The 22,632-nt window shown below is 64.4% G+C and carries 16 protein-coding genes; 11 read left to right on the forward strand and 5 right to left on the reverse strand.

What is annotated here, in order from left to right:
- Window positions 1-310 precede the first annotated feature (310 nt).
- Together ACI7M0_RS11350 and ACI7M0_RS11355 are read right to left on the reverse strand one after the other, a co-directional pair.
- Window positions 311-2,311, reverse strand: coding sequence for a U32 family peptidase (locus ACI7M0_RS11350; protein ID WP_129933424.1), 2,001 nt, complete (start codon window positions 2,309-2,311; stop codon window positions 311-313).
- Window positions 2,312-2,525: 214 nt separating this feature from the next.
- Window positions 2,526-2,906, reverse strand: coding sequence for a RidA family protein (locus ACI7M0_RS11355; RefSeq protein WP_004577524.1), 381 nt, complete (start codon window positions 2,904-2,906; stop codon window positions 2,526-2,528).
- Window positions 2,907-3,042: 136 nt separating this feature from the next.
- On the opposite strand from ACI7M0_RS11355, the gene ACI7M0_RS11360 reads away from it, so the two are divergent.
- Entirely contained in the window at window positions 3,043-3,735 is a 693-nt protein-coding gene (locus ACI7M0_RS11360) for a tRNA (adenine(22)-N(1))-methyltransferase TrmK (RefSeq protein ID WP_121161596.1), read from the forward strand.
- Window position 3,736: 1 nt separating this feature from the next.
- On the opposite strand, the gene ACI7M0_RS11365 is transcribed toward ACI7M0_RS11360, so the two are convergent.
- Complete coding sequence (locus ACI7M0_RS11365) at window positions 3,737-3,997, reverse strand: DUF2790 domain-containing protein (RefSeq protein ID WP_104961524.1); 261 nt, start codon at window positions 3,995-3,997, stop codon at window positions 3,737-3,739.
- Between the two features lie 119 nt (window positions 3,998-4,116).
- Between ACI7M0_RS11365 and ACI7M0_RS11370 the strand changes: the two genes are divergently transcribed.
- Window positions 4,117-5,049, forward strand: a complete 933-nt coding sequence (locus ACI7M0_RS11370) for a LysR family transcriptional regulator (RefSeq protein WP_014590770.1) — start codon at window positions 4,117-4,119, stop codon at window positions 5,047-5,049.
- A gap of 116 nt (window positions 5,050-5,165) precedes the next feature.
- Here ACI7M0_RS11370 and ACI7M0_RS11375 read toward each other — a convergent pair whose 3' ends face one another.
- On the reverse strand, window positions 5,166-6,317 hold the full coding sequence (locus tag ACI7M0_RS11375; protein ID WP_014590771.1) for an acyl-CoA dehydrogenase family protein: 1,152 nt from the start codon (window positions 6,315-6,317) through the stop codon (window positions 5,166-5,168).
- 16 nt (window positions 6,318-6,333) lie between these two features.
- Window positions 6,334-7,407: an enoyl-CoA hydratase/isomerase family protein gene (locus ACI7M0_RS11380; protein ID WP_129933426.1), complete on the reverse strand. Its 1,074-nt coding sequence runs from the start codon at window positions 7,405-7,407 to the stop codon at window positions 6,334-6,336.
- A 328-nt stretch (window positions 7,408-7,735) separates the two neighbouring features.
- Between ACI7M0_RS11380 and mnxG the strand changes: the two genes are divergently transcribed.
- The 9 genes from mnxG (at window position 7,736) to ACI7M0_RS11425 (ending at window position 22,631) form a co-directional block, all read left to right on the forward strand.
- Window positions 7,736-13,579: a manganese-oxidizing multicopper oxidase MnxG gene (gene mnxG / locus ACI7M0_RS11385; RefSeq protein WP_129933428.1), complete on the forward strand. Its 5,844-nt coding sequence runs from the start codon at window positions 7,736-7,738 to the stop codon at window positions 13,577-13,579.
- Window positions 13,580-13,597: 18 nt separating this feature from the next.
- Window positions 13,598-15,574, forward strand: a complete 1,977-nt coding sequence (locus tag ACI7M0_RS11390; RefSeq protein WP_129933430.1) for a cytochrome D1 domain-containing protein — start codon at window positions 13,598-13,600, stop codon at window positions 15,572-15,574.
- Window positions 15,571-16,227 carry an SCO family protein gene (locus tag ACI7M0_RS11395; protein ID WP_129933432.1) on the forward strand — a complete coding sequence of 219 codons (657 nt, stop codon included), beginning with the start codon at window positions 15,571-15,573 and terminating at the stop codon, window positions 16,225-16,227. Before ACI7M0_RS11390 ends, ACI7M0_RS11395 begins: the two co-directional genes overlap by 4 nt.
- Entirely contained in the window at window positions 16,224-16,889 is a 666-nt protein-coding gene (locus ACI7M0_RS11400) for an SCO family protein (RefSeq protein WP_129933434.1), read from the forward strand. Before ACI7M0_RS11395 ends, ACI7M0_RS11400 begins: the two co-directional genes overlap by 4 nt.
- 194 nt (window positions 16,890-17,083) lie before the next feature.
- Window positions 17,084-18,574, forward strand: coding sequence for an ABC transporter substrate-binding protein (locus ACI7M0_RS11405; RefSeq protein WP_256658271.1), 1,491 nt, complete (start codon window positions 17,084-17,086; stop codon window positions 18,572-18,574).
- Window positions 18,575-18,586: 12 nt separating this feature from the next.
- Window positions 18,587-19,228: a SurA N-terminal domain-containing protein gene (locus ACI7M0_RS11410; RefSeq protein WP_129933438.1), complete on the forward strand. Its 642-nt coding sequence runs from the start codon at window positions 18,587-18,589 to the stop codon at window positions 19,226-19,228.
- A 249-nt stretch (window positions 19,229-19,477) separates the two neighbouring features.
- Window positions 19,478-20,011 (forward strand): response regulator, encoded by a 534-nt coding sequence (locus tag ACI7M0_RS11415; RefSeq protein ID WP_019437656.1) that lies wholly within the window; start codon window positions 19,478-19,480, stop codon window positions 20,009-20,011.
- A 183-nt stretch (window positions 20,012-20,194) separates the two neighbouring features.
- Window positions 20,195-21,868, forward strand: a complete 1,674-nt coding sequence (locus tag ACI7M0_RS11420; RefSeq protein WP_064493391.1) for a GspE/PulE family protein — start codon at window positions 20,195-20,197, stop codon at window positions 21,866-21,868.
- Complete coding sequence (locus tag ACI7M0_RS11425; protein ID WP_020190865.1) at window positions 21,852-22,631, forward strand: hypothetical protein; 780 nt, start codon at window positions 21,852-21,854, stop codon at window positions 22,629-22,631. Before ACI7M0_RS11420 ends, ACI7M0_RS11425 begins: the two co-directional genes overlap by 17 nt.
- The last annotated feature ends 1 nt before the right edge of the window (window position 22,632 follow it).

The following is a 22,632-nucleotide window of genomic DNA, read 5'->3' on the forward strand; positions in this document are numbered from 1 at the left end:
CTACCGTATTCGCGGGTAAACCCGCTCCTACAGGGCCTGTGTAGGAGCGGGTTCACCCGCGAAAGGGCCGGGCCTGCTGGCCAATTTCCACCCGCCGTTCACCATTGTCGCAGCTACCGTATTCGCGGGTAAACCCGCTCCTACAGGGCCTGTGTAGGAGCGGGTTTACCCGCGAAAGGGCTGGGCCTGCTGGCCAATGTCCACCCGCCGTTCACCGTTGTCGCGGCTACCGTATTCGCGGGTAAACCCGCTCCTACACCGGGGGTGGGCATACATCGGTTTACCCGCGAAGAGGCCCTTTCAGGCGAACTCAGTGCGGTCCGCGCGGGATGGTCTTGAGCAAGTCTTCCGGGCTGATATGCCCCACCACCTGGGCCACCGCGCTGCCCGGGGTCGGCAGGTCGATGATGTGGCTCTTCATCTTGCCGATCACATGCATCTCGCACGGCTTGCAGTCGAACTTCAGGGTCAGCACTTCGTCACCCTGAATCAGCTGCATCGGTGCCACCTTGGTGCGCACACCGGTCACGCCCTTGGCCTGCTTGGGGCACAGGTTGAAGGAGAAGCGCAGGCAGTGCTTGGTGATCATCACCGGCACTTCGCCGTGTTCTTCATGCGCTTCATAGGCCGCATCGATCAGTTGCACACCGTGGCGGTGGTAGAAGTCGCGGGCCTTCTGGTTGTATACGTTGGCCAGGAACGACAGGTGCGACTCGGGGTACACCGGCGGTGGCGTGGTCTCGGCCTTGCGCCCGCCACGCGGATGCGCCTGCACGCGTGCTGCAGTCAGTGCCTCGATGGCTTCGCGGCGCAGGGCCTTGAGCTGCGAGTTGGGAATGAAGTACGCCTGCGGGGCATCCAGTTCGATGCGGTCGGCGTGGTACAGGGTGGTGCCCAGCTGGCCGAGCAGGTCGTGCAACTGCTCCAGTGCCTGCTGAGGCTTGTTGGCTACGCCGAATGGGCCGTCCAGGGCCACCTGCACGCTCACGCCTTCTTCACTGCTGAGGGTAAGCATCAAGCGCTGCTCGCGCAGGACCGCGTGCCACTCCACGCCGACCCGGCGTTCGGAGGAGGTGCGTTGCAGGGCCTGTTGCCAGTTGTGGTCGAGGTTGCGCGACAGCGGGTGGTTTGGCCGCAGCTTGTGCAGGCCTTCGGGCATTTCGTTGGGCTCGACGCGATAGCGGTAGCGCTTCTGGCCGTCTTCTTCGAACTCGCCACGCGGTTCGGCGATGTTGGCGCGGAAGCCCACCACTTCGCGCTTGACCAGCACATTGAGGCCGTCGCCGTTGGTCAGCGGTACGTCGGTGACCACTTGCATGTCACGCTTGCCGACCTTTTCCACTGCGCCCACCGGCAGGCCGGTGAAGGTTGGCGAGTCGAAGGCGCCGATATCGACCTTGCGGTCGGTCACGAAGTAGTCGGTGCTGCCGCGGTGGAAGGTTTTATCCGGGTCGGGCAGGAAGAAGTGTTGGGTACGGCCACTGGACGCGCGGGCGTACTGAGGGCGGTCTTCAAGGATGGCATCGAGCTCTTTGCGGTAATGGGCGGTGATGTTCTTCACATAGCCCATGTCCTTGTAGCGGCCCTCGATCTTGAACGAGCGCACGCCGGCATCGACCAGGTCAGCCAGGTTGGCGGTCTGGTTGTTGTCCTTCATCGACAGCAGGTGTTTCTCGAACGCAACCACGCGGCCCTGGTCATCTTTGAGCGTGTAGGGCAGGCGGCAGGCTTGCGAGCAATCACCACGGTTGGCGCTGCGGCCGGTCTGCGCATGGGAAATGTTGCATTGGCCGGAGAACGCCACGCACAGTGCGCCGTGGATGAAGAACTCGATGGCGGCATCGGTTTCGGCGGCGATTGCGCGGATTTGCTGCAGGTTCAGCTCCCGCGCCAATACCAGTTGCGAGAACCCGGCCTGGTCGAGGAACTTGGCCCGTTCCAGGGTGCGGATGTCGGTCTGGGTGCTGGCATGCAGCTCGATCGGCGGGATGTCCAGCTCCATCACCCCAAGGTCCTGCACGATCAGCGCGTCAACGCCGGCATCGTACAGCTGGTGAATCAGCTTGCGCGCCGGTTCCAGCTCGTTGTCGTGCAGGATGGTGTTGATGGTGGTGAACACGCGTGCATGGTAGCGATGGGCGAACTCGACCAGCTCGGCGATATCGCTGACTTCGTTGCAGGCGTTATGGCGCGCGCCGAAGCTCGGGCCGCCGATATAGATGGCGTCAGCGCCGTGCAGGATCGCTTCACGGGCGATGGCCACGTCACGGGCAGGGCTGAGCAGTTCCAGGTGATTCTTTGGAAGGGACATGTCGTTATATTTTCGGGCTGTCACGGTTTAGGCGGGCATTGTAGCGGTGAAACGGGCTGGCGGCATCATTGGGGTGCCGAGAGGTGCGGGATTGGCTGCGGGCACGCGCAACTGTGGGAGCGGCCTTGCGTCGCGAAAGGGCCGCAGAGCGGCCCCGGCGATTTTGCGGCCAATCAACGATGTCGGGGGCGCTGCGCACCCCCACAAGCGCAGCTCAGCGCTTGGCAGCCATCGCCGTCACTTCCACGCGCATGCCTTCAAAAGCCAGCGAAGCCACACCCACCGCCGCACGCACCGGCCAGGGCTTGCTGAAGAAGCGCTGGTACACCTCGTTGAACGCTGCGCGGTCGGCCATGTCGGTCAGGTAGATGGTCAGGTGCAGCACGCGGTCCATACCGCTGCCGGCCTTTTCCAGGGCCACTTTCAGCGCCTGCAGGGTGCATTCGCTCTGCTCGACGATGCCGCCCAGCTCCAGGCTGCCGTCGGCGTGGGTCGGGATTTGCGTGGTGACCAGCACGCCGTTGTACTCGGCAACGTCCGAGGAAATCGACTCGGCGTCCGGGTCCGGGGTGTAGATGATGTCTGCATGTGCCATGGTGTGTCTGCCTTGCAACGGAAGGAAAACGGCAAGCCTACGCGAGCGCACCAGCCCGGTCGAGGGTGCCTCGGCGTTTGAAATGCGCGGCGTTCGCCGTCAGAATCGCGGGCGATTGCAAAACCAGAGGTTTACGTTGAACGAACAGACTTTGTCCAGGCGCCTGGAGCGCGTGGCCGCCCATGTACCGCAGGGGGCGCGCCTGGCCGACATTGGCTCGGACCACGGCTACCTGCCGGTGGCCTTGATGCTGCGTGGCGTACTCGAGGCCGCTGTAGCGGGTGAAGTGGCACAGACGCCATTCGCCTCGGCCCAGCGCAATGTGCGCAGAAACGGCCTGCAAGAGCAGGTAACCGTGCGCCTGGCCGATGGGCTGGCAGCGGTCGAGCCGCAAGACCGTATCTCGGTGGTGAGCATCTGCGGGATGGGCGGCGACACCATGTGCGAGATCCTCGAGGCCGGCAAGCAGCGCCTTGGCGGCGTCACGCGCCTGGTACTGCAGCCCAATGGCGGTGAGCGCGAGCTGCGCCAGTGGCTGGCGGGCAATGGCTACCAGATCGTCAGCGAGGAACTGCTGCGGGAAAACCGCTTCGATTACGAGATTATCGTCGCTGAGCCGGGCAGGGGGGTGTATAGCGCTGAACAGCTGTACTTCGGCCCCGTGTTGATGCAGGAAAAAAGCGAGGCGTTTGTGGTGAAGTGGCGGCGCATGCTGCGGCAGAAGCAGCAGACCCTGGCCAATTTCCAGCGGGCCCGCGATGCGGTGCCTCAGGCGAAGATCGACGATTTCAATCAGCAGGTGGGCTGGATCACCCAGGTGCTGGCCTGACTCACTGCTGCGAGCAGTTGCCCATTTCCCGGTAGTCGATTTCGCGCTTCTGGCCCTGATGGTCGACGTACACCATGTGCGCGGTGCCAACCTGGCAGTCAGCGGCGTTGCTGGCCGGCGTGATGGAGATGACCTTGGCCACGTCCAGCGGCATGCCGTATTCATAGGTGCTGCTGACGGGCTGGTTTTCGCCTGCATCGGCAAAAGCACCGAACGAGGCGAAGGCAGCGGTAATGGCAAGGACGGCGATCGAGCGTTTCATGACAGGCTCCTTTTTTAATGGATGGCTAATGATCTATTCATTGGTCATCCACAATAAATGGGCTAAACCGTGATAGATTCCTGCCTTTAATGCAGGAATAAAACAAGGAGCACCCCTTCATGGACATGCTGCATGCCATGCGTACCTTCACCCGTGTGGTGGAATGTGGCAGCTTCGCTGCAGCTGCCAATGCTCTGGATATTTCTGCCGCGCAGGTTTCGCGCATCGTCGCCGAGCTGGAGAACCAGCTGCAGACCCGCCTGCTGCACCGCACCACCCGGCGCCTGCGCATGAGCGAGGCGGGTGAGCGGTTTCTGGAGCGTGCGCGGCAGATCATGCTGCTGACCGAAGAAGCCGTGGGCGAAGCGCGAGGGGCGCACCTTACGCCTCGCGGCCATCTGCGTTTGCACTGCCCGCATGGCATGGGGTTGTTGCTGATGCCGCTGGTGGCCGGCTACAACACGCTTTACCCGGAAGTGGTGATCGAGCTGACGCTGTCGCAGCGCAACCCCGACCCGCTGGCCGAAGGGCATGACGTGGTGATCACCGTGGACGGTGCGCTGCCGGATTCGCAACTGATCGCTGTGCCGCTGGGCAACATTTTCAGCATCCCCTGCGCGGCCCCCGGCTACCTGGACACCCACGGTGTACCGGAACGCCCGGAAGACTTGCACGGCCATCGCTGCCTGCGCATGGCTTACCCGATGTACGAAGGCGACTGGGTGTTCCCGCAAGGGGTTGACCAGTGCGTGATCGCGCCAAACGACAGTTTCTCTACCAACGTCGCCGACGCCATGTTGGTGGCCAGCGAGCTGGGCATGGGCATTGGCCTGCTGCCGTTCTACACCGCCAGCGAGGCGATCGGGCAGGGGCGCTTGTGCCGGTTGTTGGCACCGTATCGGCTGCGGGAGAGTGCGCTGTATGCGATGTATCCGTCACGCCACTACCTGGATGCCAAGGTGCGCACCTGGATCGACTACCTCAAGGAACAGTTGCCGGCGCTGTTCGAAGGGCATGCCAGGGTGGTGGATGATGCGCGGTATTGGCGCTGAGACGAGAAGTTTGCCGCGGTGACATTCCTGTGGGAGCGGGCGCGCCCGCGAACACCGGCAAAGCCGGTGCCAGCCACCGCGTCGCCCGCTCCCCCAAAAACCGCGTTGCCTTTGCGTTACAGCGGATAGTTTTTCAATTCCCGCGCAATCAGCATCCGCTGGATCTCGCTCGACCCTTCATAGATCTGGGTAATCCGTGCATCCCGGTAGTAGCGCTCCACCGGGTAATCTTCCAGATAACCATACCCACCATGCACTTGGATGGCCATCGAGCACACCCGCTCGGCCATTTCCGAAGCGAACAGCTTGGCCTGTGACGCTTCCGACAGGCACGGCTTGCCGGCACTGCGCAGGCGGGCGGCATGCAGGATCAGCAAACGTGCGGCGTTCACCTGCACCTGCATGTCGGCCAGCAGATTGGCAATGCTCTGGTGTTCGTTGATCGGCTTGCCAAACTGTATGCGGTCACGCGAGTAGACCAGCGCCGCTTCGAATGCGGCGCGGGCGATGCCCAAGGCCTGGGCGGCAATGCCGATACGGCCGCCTTCGAGGTTGGACAGGGCAATGGCCAGGCCCTTGCCACGCTCACCGAGGATATTGGCGGCAGGAATGCGGCAGTTGTCGAAGGTGACCGCGCAGGTGTCGGAGGCGCGAATGCCCATCTTGTGTTCGCTGCGGTCGACCTTGAACCCAGGGTTGTCGGTGGGTACCAGGAACGCCGACAGGCCTTTCTTGCCCAGCTCCGGGTCGGTCACTGCGAAGACGATCGCCAGGCCTGCACGGCGGGCATTGCTGACGAACTGCTTGGCACCGTTGATGACCCACTGGCCATCCACCAACTCGGCGCGGGTGCGCAGGTTGTGCGCCTCGGAGCCGGCCTGTGGCTCGGTCAGGCAGAAGCAGCCAATCACCTCGCCACTGGCCAGGCGTGGCAGCCACTGCTGTTGCTGTTCGGCGGTGCCGTAGGCCAGCAGCGGGCCGCAACCTACCGAGTTGTGGATGCTCATCATCGCCCCGGTGGCGCCGCAGCCGGCGGCGATCTCTTCTACTGCCAGGGCGTAGGCGACATAGTCGGTGTAGCTGCCGCCGAAGTCTTCGGGCACCACCATGCCCAACAGGCCCAGTTCGCCCATCTTGCGCACCACGCCATCATCGATCCAGCCGGCCTTTTCCCAGGCCTGGGCATGGGGTGCGATCTCGCCACGGGCAAAGTCCCGGGCCATGTCGCGGATCATGATCTGTTCTTCGCTCAGTTCGAGGTCTTGCATCTGTGTACTCCCGGGCTCACAGGCCTTCGAAGAATTGTTCGACCCGCTGGCTTTGCAGCGCGGCCAGGGTCGGCGGGTTCCAGCGGGGCTGCTTGTCCTTGTCGATGATCAGGGCACGCACGCCTTCGATGATGTCGCCGTGCTGGAACCACTGGCGGTCCAGGTGCAGTTCCATGGCAAAGCAGTCGTCAATGCCCAGCTCGCGCCCTCGGCGCAACATCTCCAGCGTAACCGCCATGGCCAGAGGCGAGCGGGTTTCCAGCTGATCGGCGGTGGCCACCGCCCAGGCGTGGCTGTCGCCAATGCTCACCGCACGCAGTTGCTCGACGATGGCTGGCAGGTCGGGCAGGGCGAAGAAGTGGTCGATGGCCGGGCGCAACTTTTCCAGTGGCGCATCATCCAGTACCTGGGTACCGAGCCTGGCCAGCAGGTTTTGCAGGTCCTTGAGCGGGTGGTCGCTGAAGTCGAGCTGGTCGAGGCCCAGGTCGAGGGCAGCGAGCTGGTCGCTGGCCAGGTACCAGTCGGCCAGGCCGCAATACAAGGCGTCGTCCGCCTGGATCTGGGCACCGCTGACACCCAGGTAGATGCCCAGCTCGCCGGGGAGGCGCGAGAGGAAGTAGCTGCCGCCCACGTCAGGGAAGTAGCCGATGCCGACCTCGGGCATGCCCAGCCGGCTGCGCTCGGTGACCACGCGCAGGTCGCAGCCCTGGGCCAGGCCCATGCCGCCCCCGAGGGTGAAGCCGTCCATCACCACCAGTATCGGCTTGCGGTAGCGGTGGATGACCAGGTCGAGGGCGTACTCTTCGACGAAAAAGGTTTCATGCAGCGTGTCGCCGGCCTTGAAGCTGTCGTACAGCGAGCGGATATCGCCACCGGCACAGAACCCCTTGGGGCCTTCGCCGCGCAGGACCACGGCGCGTACGTGCAGGTTGTCGGCCCACTGGTCCAGGTGCTGACGCAGGCTGCGCACCATGTCCAGGGTCAGGGCATTGAGACCGGCTGGGCGGTTCAGGGTCAGGTGGCCGATCTGATTGCGGACCTCGGCCAGTACATGGTCGGTTGCTGCCGGGGTATGAGCGTGTGCAGTCATTGCGTTCTCCCTGCTTTGTTATTGATTTTCCAAGTGAAGTCTGGAGTTCGCTGGAGGATCGCAGGATCCTGGCATGCGAATTTGCCTTGCACAATCGACAATTGTGCAAGGGTACCGTGCGTTTTTACCTTGTGTGAGGCCAGCGCGCGCCTGTGCAGTAGCCTTTACCCCCACGGGATTTCGTCCCCCGATTCGGGGGAACCTGTTGGGGGATCCTCCCCAATCCGTTGCGGTTGATCATGCAACTTGCTGATAAACATGAAATTTTTCTTCTGGCACACACCTTGCTCCAGCTCCCCGCAGAGATCCTGTGTCCCGGAGGTGCAGCATGTCGACGCCGCTGAAAGGCCCCATCCTGTCATCACTTGTACTGGCCTTGCTTGGCTGGGAAGCAACCAGCGAGGCGGCTGTGCAGTGCCAGCGCACCCTGGTCGCCAACGTGGTGGCACTGGACCAGCCACTGATGTTCAACCGCCTTGGCGCGCAAAACGCCAACGGCATGATGTTTGCCCTGCGCGAGGATGTGGTGGACGACAAGCTCGTCCCGCTGAGCATGGGCGGGGCCGCGGTTCCGGGCAAGGTCACCCTGCGCCCGGACAAGCGCCCGCGGCCTATCGTGCTGCGCGTGGCGGCCGGTGACTGCCTCACGGTCAACCTGACCAACCTGCTGGATTACAAGGCGAACCCCAACAAGCACGGTATCGAGGCTGAACAGCCTGAGGGTGAGGAAGAGGGGCCGGAGGTTGAAAACGAAGGCGGCGAGGGCTTTGTCGCCGACGAACAGGTGGCCGAGCGTATGGTCGGCTTCCAGGTCAACGGGATGCAGGCGGTGAACAGCATTGCCGATATTTCCGCCTATACCGGGCGTAACGGCAACTTCTTCGTCAGCCCCGGCAGCACCCGCAGCTACACCCTGTATGCCGAGCGCGAAGGCGCCTTCGCCGCCACCAGCAAAGCCGCTACGTTCGGCGGCGAGGGCACGGCGGGCAACGTCTCCAACGGCCTGTTCGGCCAGGTGGTGGTCGTGCCCAAACTGGGCCGTACCTACCGCAACACCCTCACTGAAGAAGAAATGCGCCTGGCCACCACGGGTCGAACCGCCACCGGCCAGCCCGTGATCGACTACGAAGCCCGTTATCCGCAGGTCGAACCGTGGATCGCCGAAGGCAAGGCCGGCAAACCGATCATTGCCATGGTCAACGGCAACGAGATCATCAGCAGCGAAACCGATGCCATCGTCATGGGCCCCAACCCCGACGGCAGCTTCCCAAAATCCACTTACCCGCTGGAAAGCGCGGGCAAACGCAACCCGGCGCTGCCCAACCGACTGGAAGCGTTCCGTGATTTCGCCTCGCAGTTCGCCGACGAGGTTGCCGGTACCCAGGCCTTCCCTGGCTACTGGGCCGACCCTGTGATGGGCCACGTGCTGGAGCCGGCGCGCGATTCGTTCATGATCAATTACGGCTCTGGTGGCATGGGTGCCGAAGTGGTGGCCAACCGCTTGGGGGTGGGCCCGATGCACGACTGCCTGTCGTGTGCTTATGAAGAGTTCTTCCTTAGCGCTCACACGGTCGGCGACATAGGCACCTTGGTGGATGTACCGGCCAACGTCGGCCTGGAACACATCCGCCCGGGCGAGGTGCCACCGGCCAGCGCCGTCGGGGTCAAGGCCAGCATGGCCCTGTACCCCTCAGAGCCTGCCAACGTGCACCACAGCTATATCGGCGACTTCACCAAGTTCCGCAACACCCACAACGGGCACGAGCAGCACATCTTCCACTTGCACGGCCACCAGTGGCTGTTCAACCCCAATGACGACAACTCCGACTACATCGATGCCCAAGGCATCGGCGCCGGCGTCGGCTACACCTACGAAATCGCCAACGGTGGTTCGGGCAACCGCAACCGCGTTGCCGGCGATGCCATTTACCACTGTCACTTCTACCCGCACTTCGCCCAGGGCATGTGGGCCATGTGGCGGGTACATGACGTGTTCGAAGAAGGCACGCGCCTGGAGGTAAGCGGGCAGGGCGAGAATGGCTTCCACAGTACCCCGTTTGCCCTGCGTAGCGGTAAGCCGGCCGTTGGCGCCCGGGCCCTGCCCGATGGCGAGATCGTTGCCGGTACGCCGATCCCGGCCATCGTGCCGTTGCCCGGCAAGGCCATGGCGCCCATGCCCGGCAAAGTCGTGGTCGTGCCCAAGCTTTCCGAAGCGTTGGTTGCCGCCAACGATGATGACCACGAAGACGAGGATGATGACGACCACGCCAGTGAGGCGCCCGTGCGCAAGGCCGTGGGCTCGCTGGCGCTGGTTGACCGCACCGAGGCCAACCGCAATGCCGACGGCACGCTGAAAAACCCAGGCTACCCGTTCTGGATCGGCGGCATGGAAAGCAGCGTGGGCAACCGCCCGCCAACCCCGCCCCTGGACATGCTCGACCCGGCCCTGGCCCGGCAACTGAAAGACAGTGGTAAAGCCCTGTGGGCCAACCTGGATGCGAACCAGGTCGATGGCTGGGACGGCGGCCTTGGCCGCCATGCACTGGACGGCGTCTCCGCCGGTGGCGTAGCGGAAACCACCACCACCAAACTGGACTTCACCAAGGTCGTGCACAAGGCCAAGCCCATCTACCTGCCGGAAGAGGGCACCGATGTCGAGCAGGCAGCCATGCAGTTCCACGCCATGGGTGAACACCCCAGCTATGCATTGATCCCCGGCAGCCAGCCAGTGGCCAGTGCGTTCCGCACCAACGGCGCCTTGCCGACTGCGGGTGCGCCGTTCTACGAGCCCTGCATGGATGACCGTGGAAAACGCCTGACCCAGTCTTCCGGGGTTGGGGAGTTCAACAGTGGAGAGAGCCTGACGGGCGTGAACTTCCGTGGCGCCTCGGCCTTCACTGCCGACCGCCCACGCATCTACAAAGGGGCCAACATCCAGTTCGACGCCGTGTACAACAAAGTGGGCTACCACTTCCCGCAGGCACGCATCATCGCCCTTTGGGAAGACGCCTGGCCGGTCATTACCAAGCAGCGCCCGCCAGAGCCGCTGGTGATGCGCATGAACACCTTCGACTGCGCGATGTACCAGCACACCAACCTGATCCCGAACATCTATGAGATGGACGATTACCAGGTGCGCACCCCGACCGACGTGATCGGCCAGCACATCCACCTGCCCAAATGGGACCTGACCGCCGCCGACGGCTCGGCCAACGGCTGGAACTATGAAGACGGCATTCTTTCGCCCGGTAGCGTGGTCGAGCGCGTGCATGCCATTCGTACTTACAACGGTTGCACCGAAGGGGATAGCCGCGATGGCACCGCTGCCTGCCCGAAAGCCAGACAGCACCCGTACTTCGGCCGCTTTGGCCGCGCCGACTGGCTGGGCGCACGTACCGCGATGCAGCGCTGGTTCGCCGACCCGCTGGTGAACGTGCATAACGTCGACCGTGGCCTGGGTACCATCTTCACCCATGACCACCTTGGCCCATCGACTCACCAGCAACTGGGCCTGTATGCCACCGTGCTGGCCGAACCGGCCGGCTCCACCTGGTACCACGCCGAAACCGGCGAGCAACTGTACAACCCGGCCACGCGCCAGGACGGCGGCCCGACCTCGTGGCAGGCGGTGATCAAGACCGGCGACCACGATGGCGACGGCAAGAACGACAGCTACCGCGAGTTCTTCCTTGAGTACAGCGACTTCCAGCATGCCTATGAAGCCGGGGTGTACGTAGGCGCAGGGCCGGACGGCATCCCCAATGCCCAGTCGTACCCGGCCACTGCCGACAGCTTCCGCTACGCTATCAATCCGCCCGTGCGTGGCAAGGCATCGAACCTGCTCGAAGCCATCGTCGAGAAGCGCGGCGGTCTCAACCCAGGTTGCCCCAGCCGGCCATGTCCGCAGGCGATCTCGGTGGATGACCCGGGCATGTTCGTCGTCAACTACCGCAACGAGCCGCTGGCCCTGCGCGTGTATGACCCGAACAAGGTCGGCCCGGACGGCAAGCGTGGCATGCAGGCCGACGGCCTGGCCGGCGACCTCAGCTATGCCCTGCAAACCCGCACCGACCGCGCCATCCCGGCGATGAACCTGTCGCCATCGGCGATCACCTCGGCAGTCGGCCCTACCGGCGGCACTACGCTGTTCCCGCCGCATATCAACACGGCTGGCGCCGAACCGGGCGACCCGTTCACCCCGTTGCTGCGTACCTATTCCGGCGACAACGTACGCCTGCGCATGCACGCCGGTGGCCATGAAGAGGAGCACAACGTCACCCTGCACGGCGTGAAATGGCTGCAGAACGGTTCTGGCTTCGGCAGCAGCTCCAACTCGGGCTGGAAGTCGTCGCAAATGATCGGTATCTCCGAGCAGCTGGGCTTCATGGCACCGGTGTCGATGATCTCCAGTTCGGCAGCCACCAACGGCGACTACCTGTACTCGCTGGACGCCGCCCTGGAAGGCTACTGGAACGGTATCTGGGGCATCATGCGCAACTACACCGCGCAACGTGCAGACCTGTTCCCGTTGCCCAACAACCCGCAGCCGGTGGCCATGCGCAACACCGTGAACTTCAACGGCATCTGCCCGAAAACCACGGCCAACCCTAATGGCATCGGCACCCGCACCACGGTCAAGCGCAACTACGAGATCGTCGCGGCGCTGGCCAACGACATCCTCGAAAACCGTAATGGCGTCAGCATCAATGACCCGGCGGGCATCGGCCAGCATGTCGGTGGCGCGCTCAAGGCCAACGGCGGCACCCTGGTGTTCAACAGCCGTAGAACCGCCATCCCGCTGGTGAGTGGTGTAGACCCCGAAGATGGGGAGCCTTTCACCATCGGTGGCCACAGTGCGCCGCTGCATGACCCGACCGCGATCCTGTACGTGCGCAAGGCTGACCTCGATGCCACCACCGGCAAGCTCAAGGCGGGTGTCCCGGTAGAGCCGCTGGTATTGCGCGCCAATGCCGGCGACTGCATCAGCATCACCCTGGAGAACCGCTTGCCACTGGTGATGCCAGACCTGCCGAGCACTGCAGTGATGCACAACGTGGTCAAGCGTGACCGCTTCGACAGCGAAGGCTCCACCGCCTTTGCCAACAACCTGATGCGGCCGTCCAGCCACGTGGGCCTGCATGCGCAACTGCTGGCCTACGACATCACCAAGTCAGACGGTGCCAACGTTGGCCTGAACCCGGTGCAGACCGTGCCACCACGTGCCGGCACCAGCGGCGCTTACCCGACCAAGGAGTACCAGTACTACGCCGGCCACCTGGAGCGTGAAGGCAAACCGGTGTCGCAGCTGGGCCGCACAGTGGACAACATAAACACCACGCCTATCGAGTTCGGCGGCCTCAACCTGACCCCGTCAGACTTCATCAAGCAGCCGCAAAAAGGCCTGGTGGGCGCCATGAGCATCCTGCCGCAAACCGCCACCTGGACCGAGGATACTGCGACCCGTACCCAGGCCACGGTGAAGGTCAGTGGCCAGCCGGACTACCGCGACTTCGTCACGGTGTGGCAGCGCGCACTGAACATGCGCTGGGCCGATGGTCGTCCGGTAGAAGGCATCAATACCGAAGGCAACGGCGCTGCCGGTGATCCGCAAGACAACGGCAACATGGCGGTCAACTACAAGACCGAACCGTTGTGGCTGCGCTTCGGCATGGCGCCCGACTCGCCATTCGGCCGCGCCAATGGCCTGGGCTTTGGTGATGTACCCAACGCCCACATGGCCTACGCCAACGCCCTGGTCGGTGGCGACCCGCAAACCCCGGTGCTGTACGCCAAGCCTGGCCAACCGGTGCGCAACCATATCGTGATGCCCAGTGGTGGCAGCCGCGGCATGGTCTACCAGCTGGACGGGCACGTATGGCCACTGCACAACTACCAGGCCGAGAAGAGCGATGCGGATGGTTACCCGATTAGCCTGCCTGGTATCGGTTCGGTGCGCTTTGGCTACAACCCGATGGCCATGTACATCGGTGCGCAGGAAAGCGTACTGCCAGCGGCACACTTCAGCTTCATGCTGCCGAGTGCCGGCGGTGCCAACGCGGTGGCGGGTGACTACCTGTTCCGCGACTACGCCGCCTACGGCAACCTCTCGGGGCTGTGGGGGATCTTGCGGGTGACCAACGAAGCGCCGCCGGCAACGGCCCCGGCGCAGTGACGGAAGGGGAACGCGAGCATGAACAAAAAGACTCGCCCTGCTTACTTGGGGGTAGTGCTGGGGGTAGCGCTGATCGGCCTGGGCGTGGCGTACGAAAAGCTATGGTGCGACCCGCGCGAGCTGTTGCAGGAACGGGGCGGCCCGCAGGCCTTGCACCGGCTCAGCCGGGACGGCGTGACAGTGGAGTTCGAGGCCCGGCCATTGGCCGGAGGCGAACTGAAGGAGGGCGGCTTCGCCAACATCCGCTTCAAGCTCAGCGACCAGACCAGTGGCCAACCGCTGTCGGGCATGGCCCCGGGGGCGTGGATCGACCCGGCGCAGTCGGCCCCGGCCGGGGACCGCGAGCAGAGCTGCAAGGCGCGGGTGGCGCTGTTTCTCAAGAGCAGCATCGGGGCCCGGCCGCTGCTCGACCTGAACAGCTACTTCTTGCTGATGCTGAACAATGACGCCAGCCTGACAGTGATCGACCCGACGGTGTCGGTGGGGGGCGTGACCAGCACCATGGCCCGCATCGAGCTGCCAGGGCGGCCCATGGACTGGGCGGCCACCAGCGACGACAAGCAGGTTTTCGTGTCGATACCCGAGCGGGGCAAAGTCTCGGTGATCGATACCGAAACCTTTACCCGCGTGGCCGACCTGGACGCCGGTGACCAGCCGCTGCGCGTGGCCCTGCAGCCGGACCAGCATCGGCTGTGGGTTGGCAACAACAGCAGCGACCCGGGCAAAGGCGGGGTAACAGTGATCGACGTGCCGGGGCGCAGCGCCATGAAGCACTTCAACACCGGTACCGGGCACCACGAAATCGCCTTCAGCGCCGACTCGCGCTATGCCTACGTCAGCAATCGCGACAGCGGCACCCTCAGCGTCATCGACATCCCGGAAATGCGCCTGGCCAAGACCATCAAGGTGGGCCCGCACCCGCTGTCGGTCAGCTATTCGGCGCTGTCCCAGGCCGTGTACGTGGTCGATGGCGAGGAGGGCAGCGTACGGGTGTTCGATGCCCGCAGCCATCAGTTGCGCCACACGGTCCAGGCCGAACAGGGCCTGGGGCCGATGCGCTTCAGCCATGATGGCCGCTACGGCATCGTGCTCAATACCCTTGAGAACCAGGCACTGGTCATCGACGCCAGTACCGACAAGCTTATTCACCACATCCCGGTGGCGGCCGAACCGTACCAGCTGACGTTCACCAAAGGCTATGCCTATGTGCGTGGCCTGGCCTCGCCGAAAGTGAGCATGATCAATCTGGCCAGCCTGGGCGAGGGGCGTTCGCCCATCGTGCAAGGCTTCGAGGCTGGCCCGGCAGCGCCGCGCCAGGCCGGTGACCTGCCACTGGCCCAGGGGCTGTCGGTATCGCGTGATGACAATTCGGTGTTCGTGGTCAACCCGGTGGACAACAACACCTACTTCTATGCCGAAGGCATGAATGCACCGATGTCCGGCTACAACAACCGCGGCCACCAGGCCCGCGCCGCCATCGTCGTTGATCGCAGCCTGCGCGAAGTGGCCCCCGGGGTGTATGGCTCGACAGTGAAGCTGCCCGCCGCCGGCAAGTTCGACGTTGCCTTCCTGCTCAACCAGCCGCAAATCATTCACTGCTTCAGCACCGAGGTGGCCGCAGGGGCCAGTGCCAGCGAACGCAAAGGCGCGCGTGCCGAGTTCATCGGCCTCGATCAGCCGCTGCCGCAGCACAGCGACTTCACCGCGCGGGTAAGGATTGTCGGTGACGACGGGCAGCCGCGCCTGGGCCTGAACGACCTGAGCCTGCGCTACTTCCTGGCGCCATCGTCGATGCCGCGCAACCTGCAGCTGCAAGAGGTGGGCGAGGGGGTCTACCAGGCAGCGCTGAACTTGCCTGAGGCCGGCGCCTGGTACCTGCATGTGCAGTCGCCCTCGTTGGGGCGCAAGTTTGCCGAAGAAAACTACACCAGCCTGCGCGTCCTGCCGGCTGCTGCAACCAACGCTTCCCAGACTGACGTGAGGAATGTGCGATGAACGCCAAGCCTGCTTGCACACTGTTGGCCCTCAGCCTGGCATTCGCCAGCCACCTGGCCATGGCCCACGCCGGTCACGAGCATGACGGCCATGCCGGGCAGCCGCCGGCGGCGCACCAGGAAAAGACCAGTGTGCGCTTTGCCGATGTGTCGCTGCTGAACCAGGAAGGCATGCCGGTACGTCTGGAGAAAGACCTGGTGGGTGACCATCTGGTGGTCATGGGCTTCATTTACACCAGCTGCACCACGGTATGCCCGGTGGTGTCGTCGATCATGGGCAAGGTCCAGCAGCAGCTGGGCGGCCGGGTAGGCGAGGAGGTTCGCCTGGTGTCGATCAGTGTCGACCCTCAGCGTGACGACGCCAAGCGCCTGCAAGACTATGCCAAGGCCTTCCAGAAAGGGCCGGGCTGGAGCTGGCTGACCGGTACCCCGTACGCCATCACCGAAACCCTGAAGGGGCTGGGCAGCTTCAACGCCGACCTCAGCCAGCACCCGCCGCTGATACTGGTGGGTGACGGGCGTAGCGGGCACTGGACGCGTTACTACGGCTTCACCGACCCGGGTGTATTGATCGAAGAAATCAACCGCCTCAGTGCGCGCCGGGTCCATGCCAAGAGCACTGCCATTGCCGACCATCACGAGGTGCAACCATGAGCACTGCAACCGCCCACCGCGCTGGCATGCGTGCATTCGACTGGCTGGTGCTGGCTGGCTGCCTGTGGATCCTCTCGTCGGTGGCGTTCGCCCACGAAGGCCATGCGCCGCAACCCCCCGAGCCGCAGCCAGCACCGCAGGCGATGGCCAGTGGTGGCGGTACACGCGACGCCAAGACCTGGTTCACCGACACCGTGCTGAAGGACCAGAATGGCCGCGAGCTGCGCTTTTACAGTGACGTGCTCAAGGACAAGGTGGTGATGCTCAACGTGATCTTCACCCACTGCACCGATGCCTGCCCGCTGATCACCCGCAAGCTACGCGAGGTACGCGAGGCCATGGGGCCAGCGCTGGCCGCCCAGGTGACCTTCGTGTCGATCAGCAGTGACCCGCTGAACGACACCCCCGAGGCGCTGAAGGCGTTCGCCGCCAAGCAGGGGGTGGATGGGCCGAACTGGCTGTTCCTGACCGGCGACAAGGCCAATGTCGACCTGGTGCTTGGCCGTATAGGGCAGTTCCTGCCGAGTCCCGAGCAGCATTCGACGCAGCTGATTGCCGGTGATGTTGCAGGTAAACGCTGGAGCAAGATTCGCCCGGATGCACCGCCAGCGGCCATTGCCCAGCGCATGCAGCTGTTGACCCAGCCGCTGGCCGGTCGGTGAGTACCATGGGCCGCCTGGGGAGTTGGCCTCTGTGGCATCCGCTTTTGTGGGAGCGGCCTTGCGTCGCGAAAGGGCTGCGCAGCAGCCCCGGCAGTGGCAGCTCAAGCGCAGAAAGAGGGGAGCGCTGCGCGCTCCTTTCGCGACGCAAGGCCGCTCCCACAGGGCTTGCGATATGGCTCACCTGCGTGCTTGGCATGGCAACTTCGACCTCAGCCTTGGCCCTGGACCTGACCGACCACGAACAAGCCGGCAAACGCCTTTACCGCGAGGGCGTTTCCAGTAGCGACGCTCAATTGCAAGCCCGGGTCGGCGCCAGCGATATCACAGTCCCCGCCAGCGTGCTGCCCTGCGCCAGTTGCCATGGCAACGACGGCCGTGGCCGTGCCGAAGGCGGTGTGCGCCCCCCTGGCCTTGACTGGCAACGCCTGGCACTCGGTCAGGGCCCGCGCGAGGCCAACGGCCGCCGCTATCCGGCCTACACCGACAGCAGCCTGGCGCGGGCCATCCAGCAGGGCATCGATCCGGCTGGCAATCGCCTCGACCCGGCCATGCCACGCTTCGAGTTGACCTTGGCCGACCAGCGCAACCTCACCGCCTATCTCAAACGCCTGGCCGATGAACGCGACCCTGGTGTGGAAGAGGGCGTGCTGCGCCTTGGCACGCTGCTGCCCGCGAGCGGTCCGCTGGCCGAAGCCGGGCAGGTAGTGCGTGCCGTGCTGGAAGACGGCGTGGGTCAACTCAATCAGCAAGGCGGCATTCACGGGCGGCGTCTGGAACTGGTCGTACTAGACCCAGGTGCCGACCCGGTCAGTGCCGAACGCGCCTTGCAACAGTTGCTCGAGCAAAAGCGGGTGTTTGCCCTGATCGCGCCATTGGCGCCCATGCTCGACCAGCGCCTGACGACCTTGCTGGCGCCACAGAACGTGCCGATGGTCGGCAGCACCCCGCGCAGCGGCGGCAGCGCACAGGTCTTCGACCCGCTACCCGGCTTGCCCGAGCAATTGCTGAGCCTGGCAGAGCACGCCCGTGTGGCGCTGGGCCTAGCCCCGGATGAGTTACGTGTGGTGTATGCCGGTAACGAACACGCCGCGTTGGCCGAGCAGGTGCGCCAACGTTTACTACAGCAGGGCTGGGCGCCACCCGCTATCCAGGCGTTCGACGGCCAGGCGGTGGACGGGCAGGGCATCGTCTTCCTTGGCCGCGCCCAGGCCTTTGCCGAGTTGGCGGCGGCGTTGCAGGTGGCCGGCCGCGAGCCCTACCTGTTCGCTGCTTCCAGTCAGGTAGCCGGCGCTGTGGCGCGCTTGCCGGCGCAGTGGTCGCAGCGGCTGTTTCTGGCCTACCCCTACGTGCCTGAGGACTGGACCGAGCAAGGCCTGGCTGCGCTCGCCGGGCTGCAGCAGCGCCAGGGCCTGGATCCGCGCCAGGCGTCATTGCAGGTCAATACGCTGTGCGCGTTGCGCCTGCTGAGCGAAGCGTTGAAGCAGATTGGTCGGGATGCCAGCCGCGAGCAACTGATCGCTGCGCTCGAAGGCCTGCACGATGTGCCCACCGGCCTGACCCCGGCACTGGGCTTTGGCCCTGGTCGCCGCCAGGGCATGGCAGGTGCCCATGTGGTGGCGGTGGCCCTGCCCGGGCCGCGCTTTACTTCGGTCAGCCCCTACCGGCCAGTGCCGGCCAGCCCTTGAGCGGAGGTTGTCATGCGGATCGTGTGGTTGTGCCTGTTGCTGGTGCTGACCAGGGCGAGCTGGGCCGATGTGCCGGCGGCGCGGGTCAATGGTGTCGAGATCGGGTTGATGCGCCTGGAGCGCTACTTCAGCGAGTACCTGGACGCCCAGGGTAGGGCGGTGACCAGCATCCGCAATCCAGGCCTGTATAAACGCCTGCGCGACCAAGCGTTGGACGAGCTGATCGACAAGGAGCTGTTGTGGCAGGAAGCGCAACGCCAAGGCATTGCTGTCAGCGATGAACAAGTGTCGGCGCAGGTTGGCGAGGTGGAAGCGGCATTTGGCAGCCCGGCGTTATTCGAAAGGCGGCTGGCAGAGGCAGGCTTCGATAGGGCACAGTACACTGAATACACCCGGCATGAGATGGCGGCCCAGCAGGTGTACGCCCTGCTCAGCGCAGTCGACGCGCCGAGCCAGGGCGAAGTGGAGGCATTTTATGATGCCAACCAGGAGAGACTGCAAGGAGCGCAGAACCAAAGTGATAATCCATCGGTCATACGCGAACAGGGCCTGGCGTTGGCCAGGGCAACGCTCATCGGTCAGCGGGAGGCGCAGGCGCGCCAATCCGTGCGCCAACGTTTGCGCGAGTCCGCTAAAGTGGAAATCGCCGACTGAGGCCGTTGAGGGCGCTTCCCCCAATGCTGGGGAATTAAGGTTTGGCAATGTGCCATCATTTTCCCCGGTTGTGGGGAACGGGTTGGGTGTGCCTGTTCAGCGTCTGTCGGTTGCTGGCCGGCACCTTAGTAAAATCAGTGGCTTACAGTGGTGCAACATGACTATTCACGCCTGGCACGAAGCCTGCTCAAGTCTCTACAAGGGCGTACTTCGCAGACCGGGGAACCGGGCAGTACTTGGGAGTCGACCTTGGTGAACAGAGTATTGGTAGTCGATGACGAACAGACTCTTGCGCAGAACCTGCAAGCGTATCTGCAGGCGCAAGGCCTGGAAGTTCATGTTGCCCACGACGGTGCCAGTGGTATCGAACAGGCTGAAAGCCTGGCACCGCAAGTAGTTGTGCTGGATTACCGCTTGCCCGACATGGAAGGTTTTCAGGTTCTGGAGGCTGTACGCAAGAACAGGCAATGCCACTTCGTGCTGATCACCGCCCACCCCACCGTCGAGGTGCGTGAGCGGGCCGCCGAACTCGGAGTGAGTCACGTCCTGTTCAAGCCGTTCCCACTGATGGAGCTGGCGCGTGCGATCTTCGACCTGCTGGGCATCGAGCGCCGGCGCAGGGCCACGGACAACCCGGCCGAAGGGTTCGTCGAACGACGCCAGAACAGGAACGAATCGTTCCCCCTGCAGTTGTACGATGGAAGCTGGGTGTTGGCCGACCGCCGCCGTAACGGCGCCAAGCCACCAGGGCCCGACGACGATCAACTGCTCACAGGGGAATAGCGGCGCCCGCACCCCTGGCCAAGCCAGCCTGCGACGCGCCCCTGAGCGGAGTCGCAGGCCATGCCAGAAGCATTCGATGCAACCCCGGAATCTGCAAAGCCTGCACCGACGTCTTCGCGGGCATGCCCGCTCCCACAGGATGTATGCAGCCCACAGACCTGTGATGTACCTGTGGAAGCGGGCATGCCCGCGAAGAACCCAGCAAAAATTTCCGCCTACCCCCGCGAACTGCTGGCCCAGGCCCGTCTGCAAGCCACTGACGAGCGCCTGCTCGACTGCCTGGAACGCCTGGCCTGCGACACCCCCGACACCTTCACCCAGCGCCTGGGCCTGACCCTGCATTACCCGGTACTCGACAGCCACAGCCTGCTGGCCAGCACCCCACGCTTCGACAAGCTGGCCTTGGCCCAGTGCATCAAGCGCGAATGTGTGCTGATCGAGCAAGGCGGCCAACTGCTGGGCGTGTTCGCCGACCCCTTCGACCCCGCTCGCCTGGCCTGGATCGACGACGTACTGCAAGGCGCGCCGCTTTACCTGGCCCACGCCGCCGACCTGGCCACTTTCCTGGCCCGTCATGAAGAAAGCTTCCACGCAGTCGATGCCCTTGACCACGACGCCGAAGCCAGCAGCGAGGGAGACCCGCTGCAACGCCTGTCGCTGGCCAGTATCAGCGAAGACCAGAGCCGCGTGGTCAAACTGGTCAACTCCACCCTGTACGACGCCCTCAAGCTGCACGCCAGCGACATCCACCTGGGCATGACCGGCCAGGGCCTGACCATCAAGTACCGCATCGACGGCGTGCTCAACGGTGCCGGCAAGGCCAGTGGCAGCGCCTTCGCCGACCAGGTGATCTCGCGCATCAAGGTCATGGCCGAGCTGGACATCGGCGAAAAACGCGTGCCCCAGGACGGCCGCTTCAAGGTGGCTGTGGGCGACCGGCAAATCGACTTTCGGGTGTCGATCATGCCTAGCATCTTCGGTGAAGATGCCGTGCTGCGGGTGCTCGACAAGCAGGACTTGTCCGACCGGGTCAGCGGCGTGCAGCTGCAAGCCTTGGGCTTTGCCGACGAAACCTTGCGCGCCCTGCGCCGGTTGGCGGCAGAACCCTACGGCATGATCCTGGTTACTGGCCCTACAGGCAGCGGCAAGACCACCACCCTGTACGCCATGATCAGCGAGATCAACCATGGCGTGGACAAGATCATCACCATCGAGGACCCGGTCGAGTATCAACTGCCCGGCGTGCTGCAGATCCCGGTCAACGAGAAGAAGGGCCTGACCTTCGCCCGCGGCCTGCGCTCGATCCTGCGTCACGACCCGGACAAGATCCTGGTCGGCGAAATCCGTGACCCCGACACGGCCCAGATTGCCGTGCAATCGGCACTCACCGGTCACCTGGTGTTCACCACCATCCACGCCAACAACGTGTTCGACGTGATTGGTCGCTTCAGCCAGATGCAGGTCGACCCCTACAGCTTCGTTTCTGCGCTCAACGCGGTGCTGGCCCAGCGCCTGATTCGCCTGGCCTGCCCGCACTGCGCCACGCCCTGCGAACACGATGACGACACCCTGTATGGCTCAGGCCTGACCCGCGAGGGGGTGGCCGGCTGGACGTTCGTCCGCGTCAAGGGCTGCGGCCACTGCCGTGGCAGTGGTTACCGCGGCCGCAGTGCCATTGCCGAACTGCTGCACCTGGATGATGACCTGCGGCAAATGATCGTGGAGCGCCGCCCGCTGGCGCAGATCAAGACGCTTGCCTGCCAGCGCGGCCTGCGCCTGCTGCGGGCCTCGGCCCTGGACCTGGTCCGCGATGGCCGTACCACCCTTGAGGAGATCAACCGTGTCACATTCATCTGACCGTTACTGCGCCGTATTGGGCGCCGAGGGTGTCGGCCTGGGTCGCTGGCACAAGAACCACCACCAATGGCTGGGCAGCCGCGCATTCAGCAGCGACGCCACCCAACCGACCTGGGATGCTGCTGTTGACGGGCTGGCCGCACTGCTGGCCGAGCATGCGGTACGTGGCGCCCAGTTGCGGGTGCTGCTGTCGGCCCGCTACAGCCGCTTCTGCCTGGTGCCCTGGAGTGACGCCATCGGCCACCCTCGCGAGTTGGACGCCTATGCCCGCGCTTGCTTCGAAAACCTCTACGGGCAGCCGTTAGACGACTGGCGCATCGTGCTGTCACCGGAGCCTGCCGGTGCCGCCCGCATCGCCACGGCGCTGCCCGAAGCCTTGCTGCAGCGGCTGCAGGCACTGGGCCGGGAAAGCCGCCTGAGCCTGCGCTCGGTGCAGCCATACCTGATGGCTGCCTACAACCGTTGCTGGTCACAGCTGGAGCAGGGTGACTTCCTGTTCGTGCTGGCCGAGCCGCGCCGCAGTGTATTGCTGCTGGCCGCCGGCGGTGCCTGGCAGCAAGTGCTGGCGCAAGGCTGCGCTGACAGCGACCAGGCCCTGCAAGCGCTGATCGAGCGGACCTGTGAGCTGTACGGCGAGCACCTGCCGCGGGTGTACCTGCATGCCCCGGGCCGCTGCGACGTGCCGCAACTGGCGGCGGTGCAATTGTGCCAGCCAGCCAGCGAAGCCGACCCGCTGTGCGCCATGTGGCGGGCGGTGGCCTGAC

The organism is Pseudomonas sp. 10(2024), from assembly GCF_045164175.1.
Lineage (GTDB): Bacteria > Pseudomonadota > Gammaproteobacteria > Pseudomonadales > Pseudomonadaceae > Aquipseudomonas > Aquipseudomonas alloputida.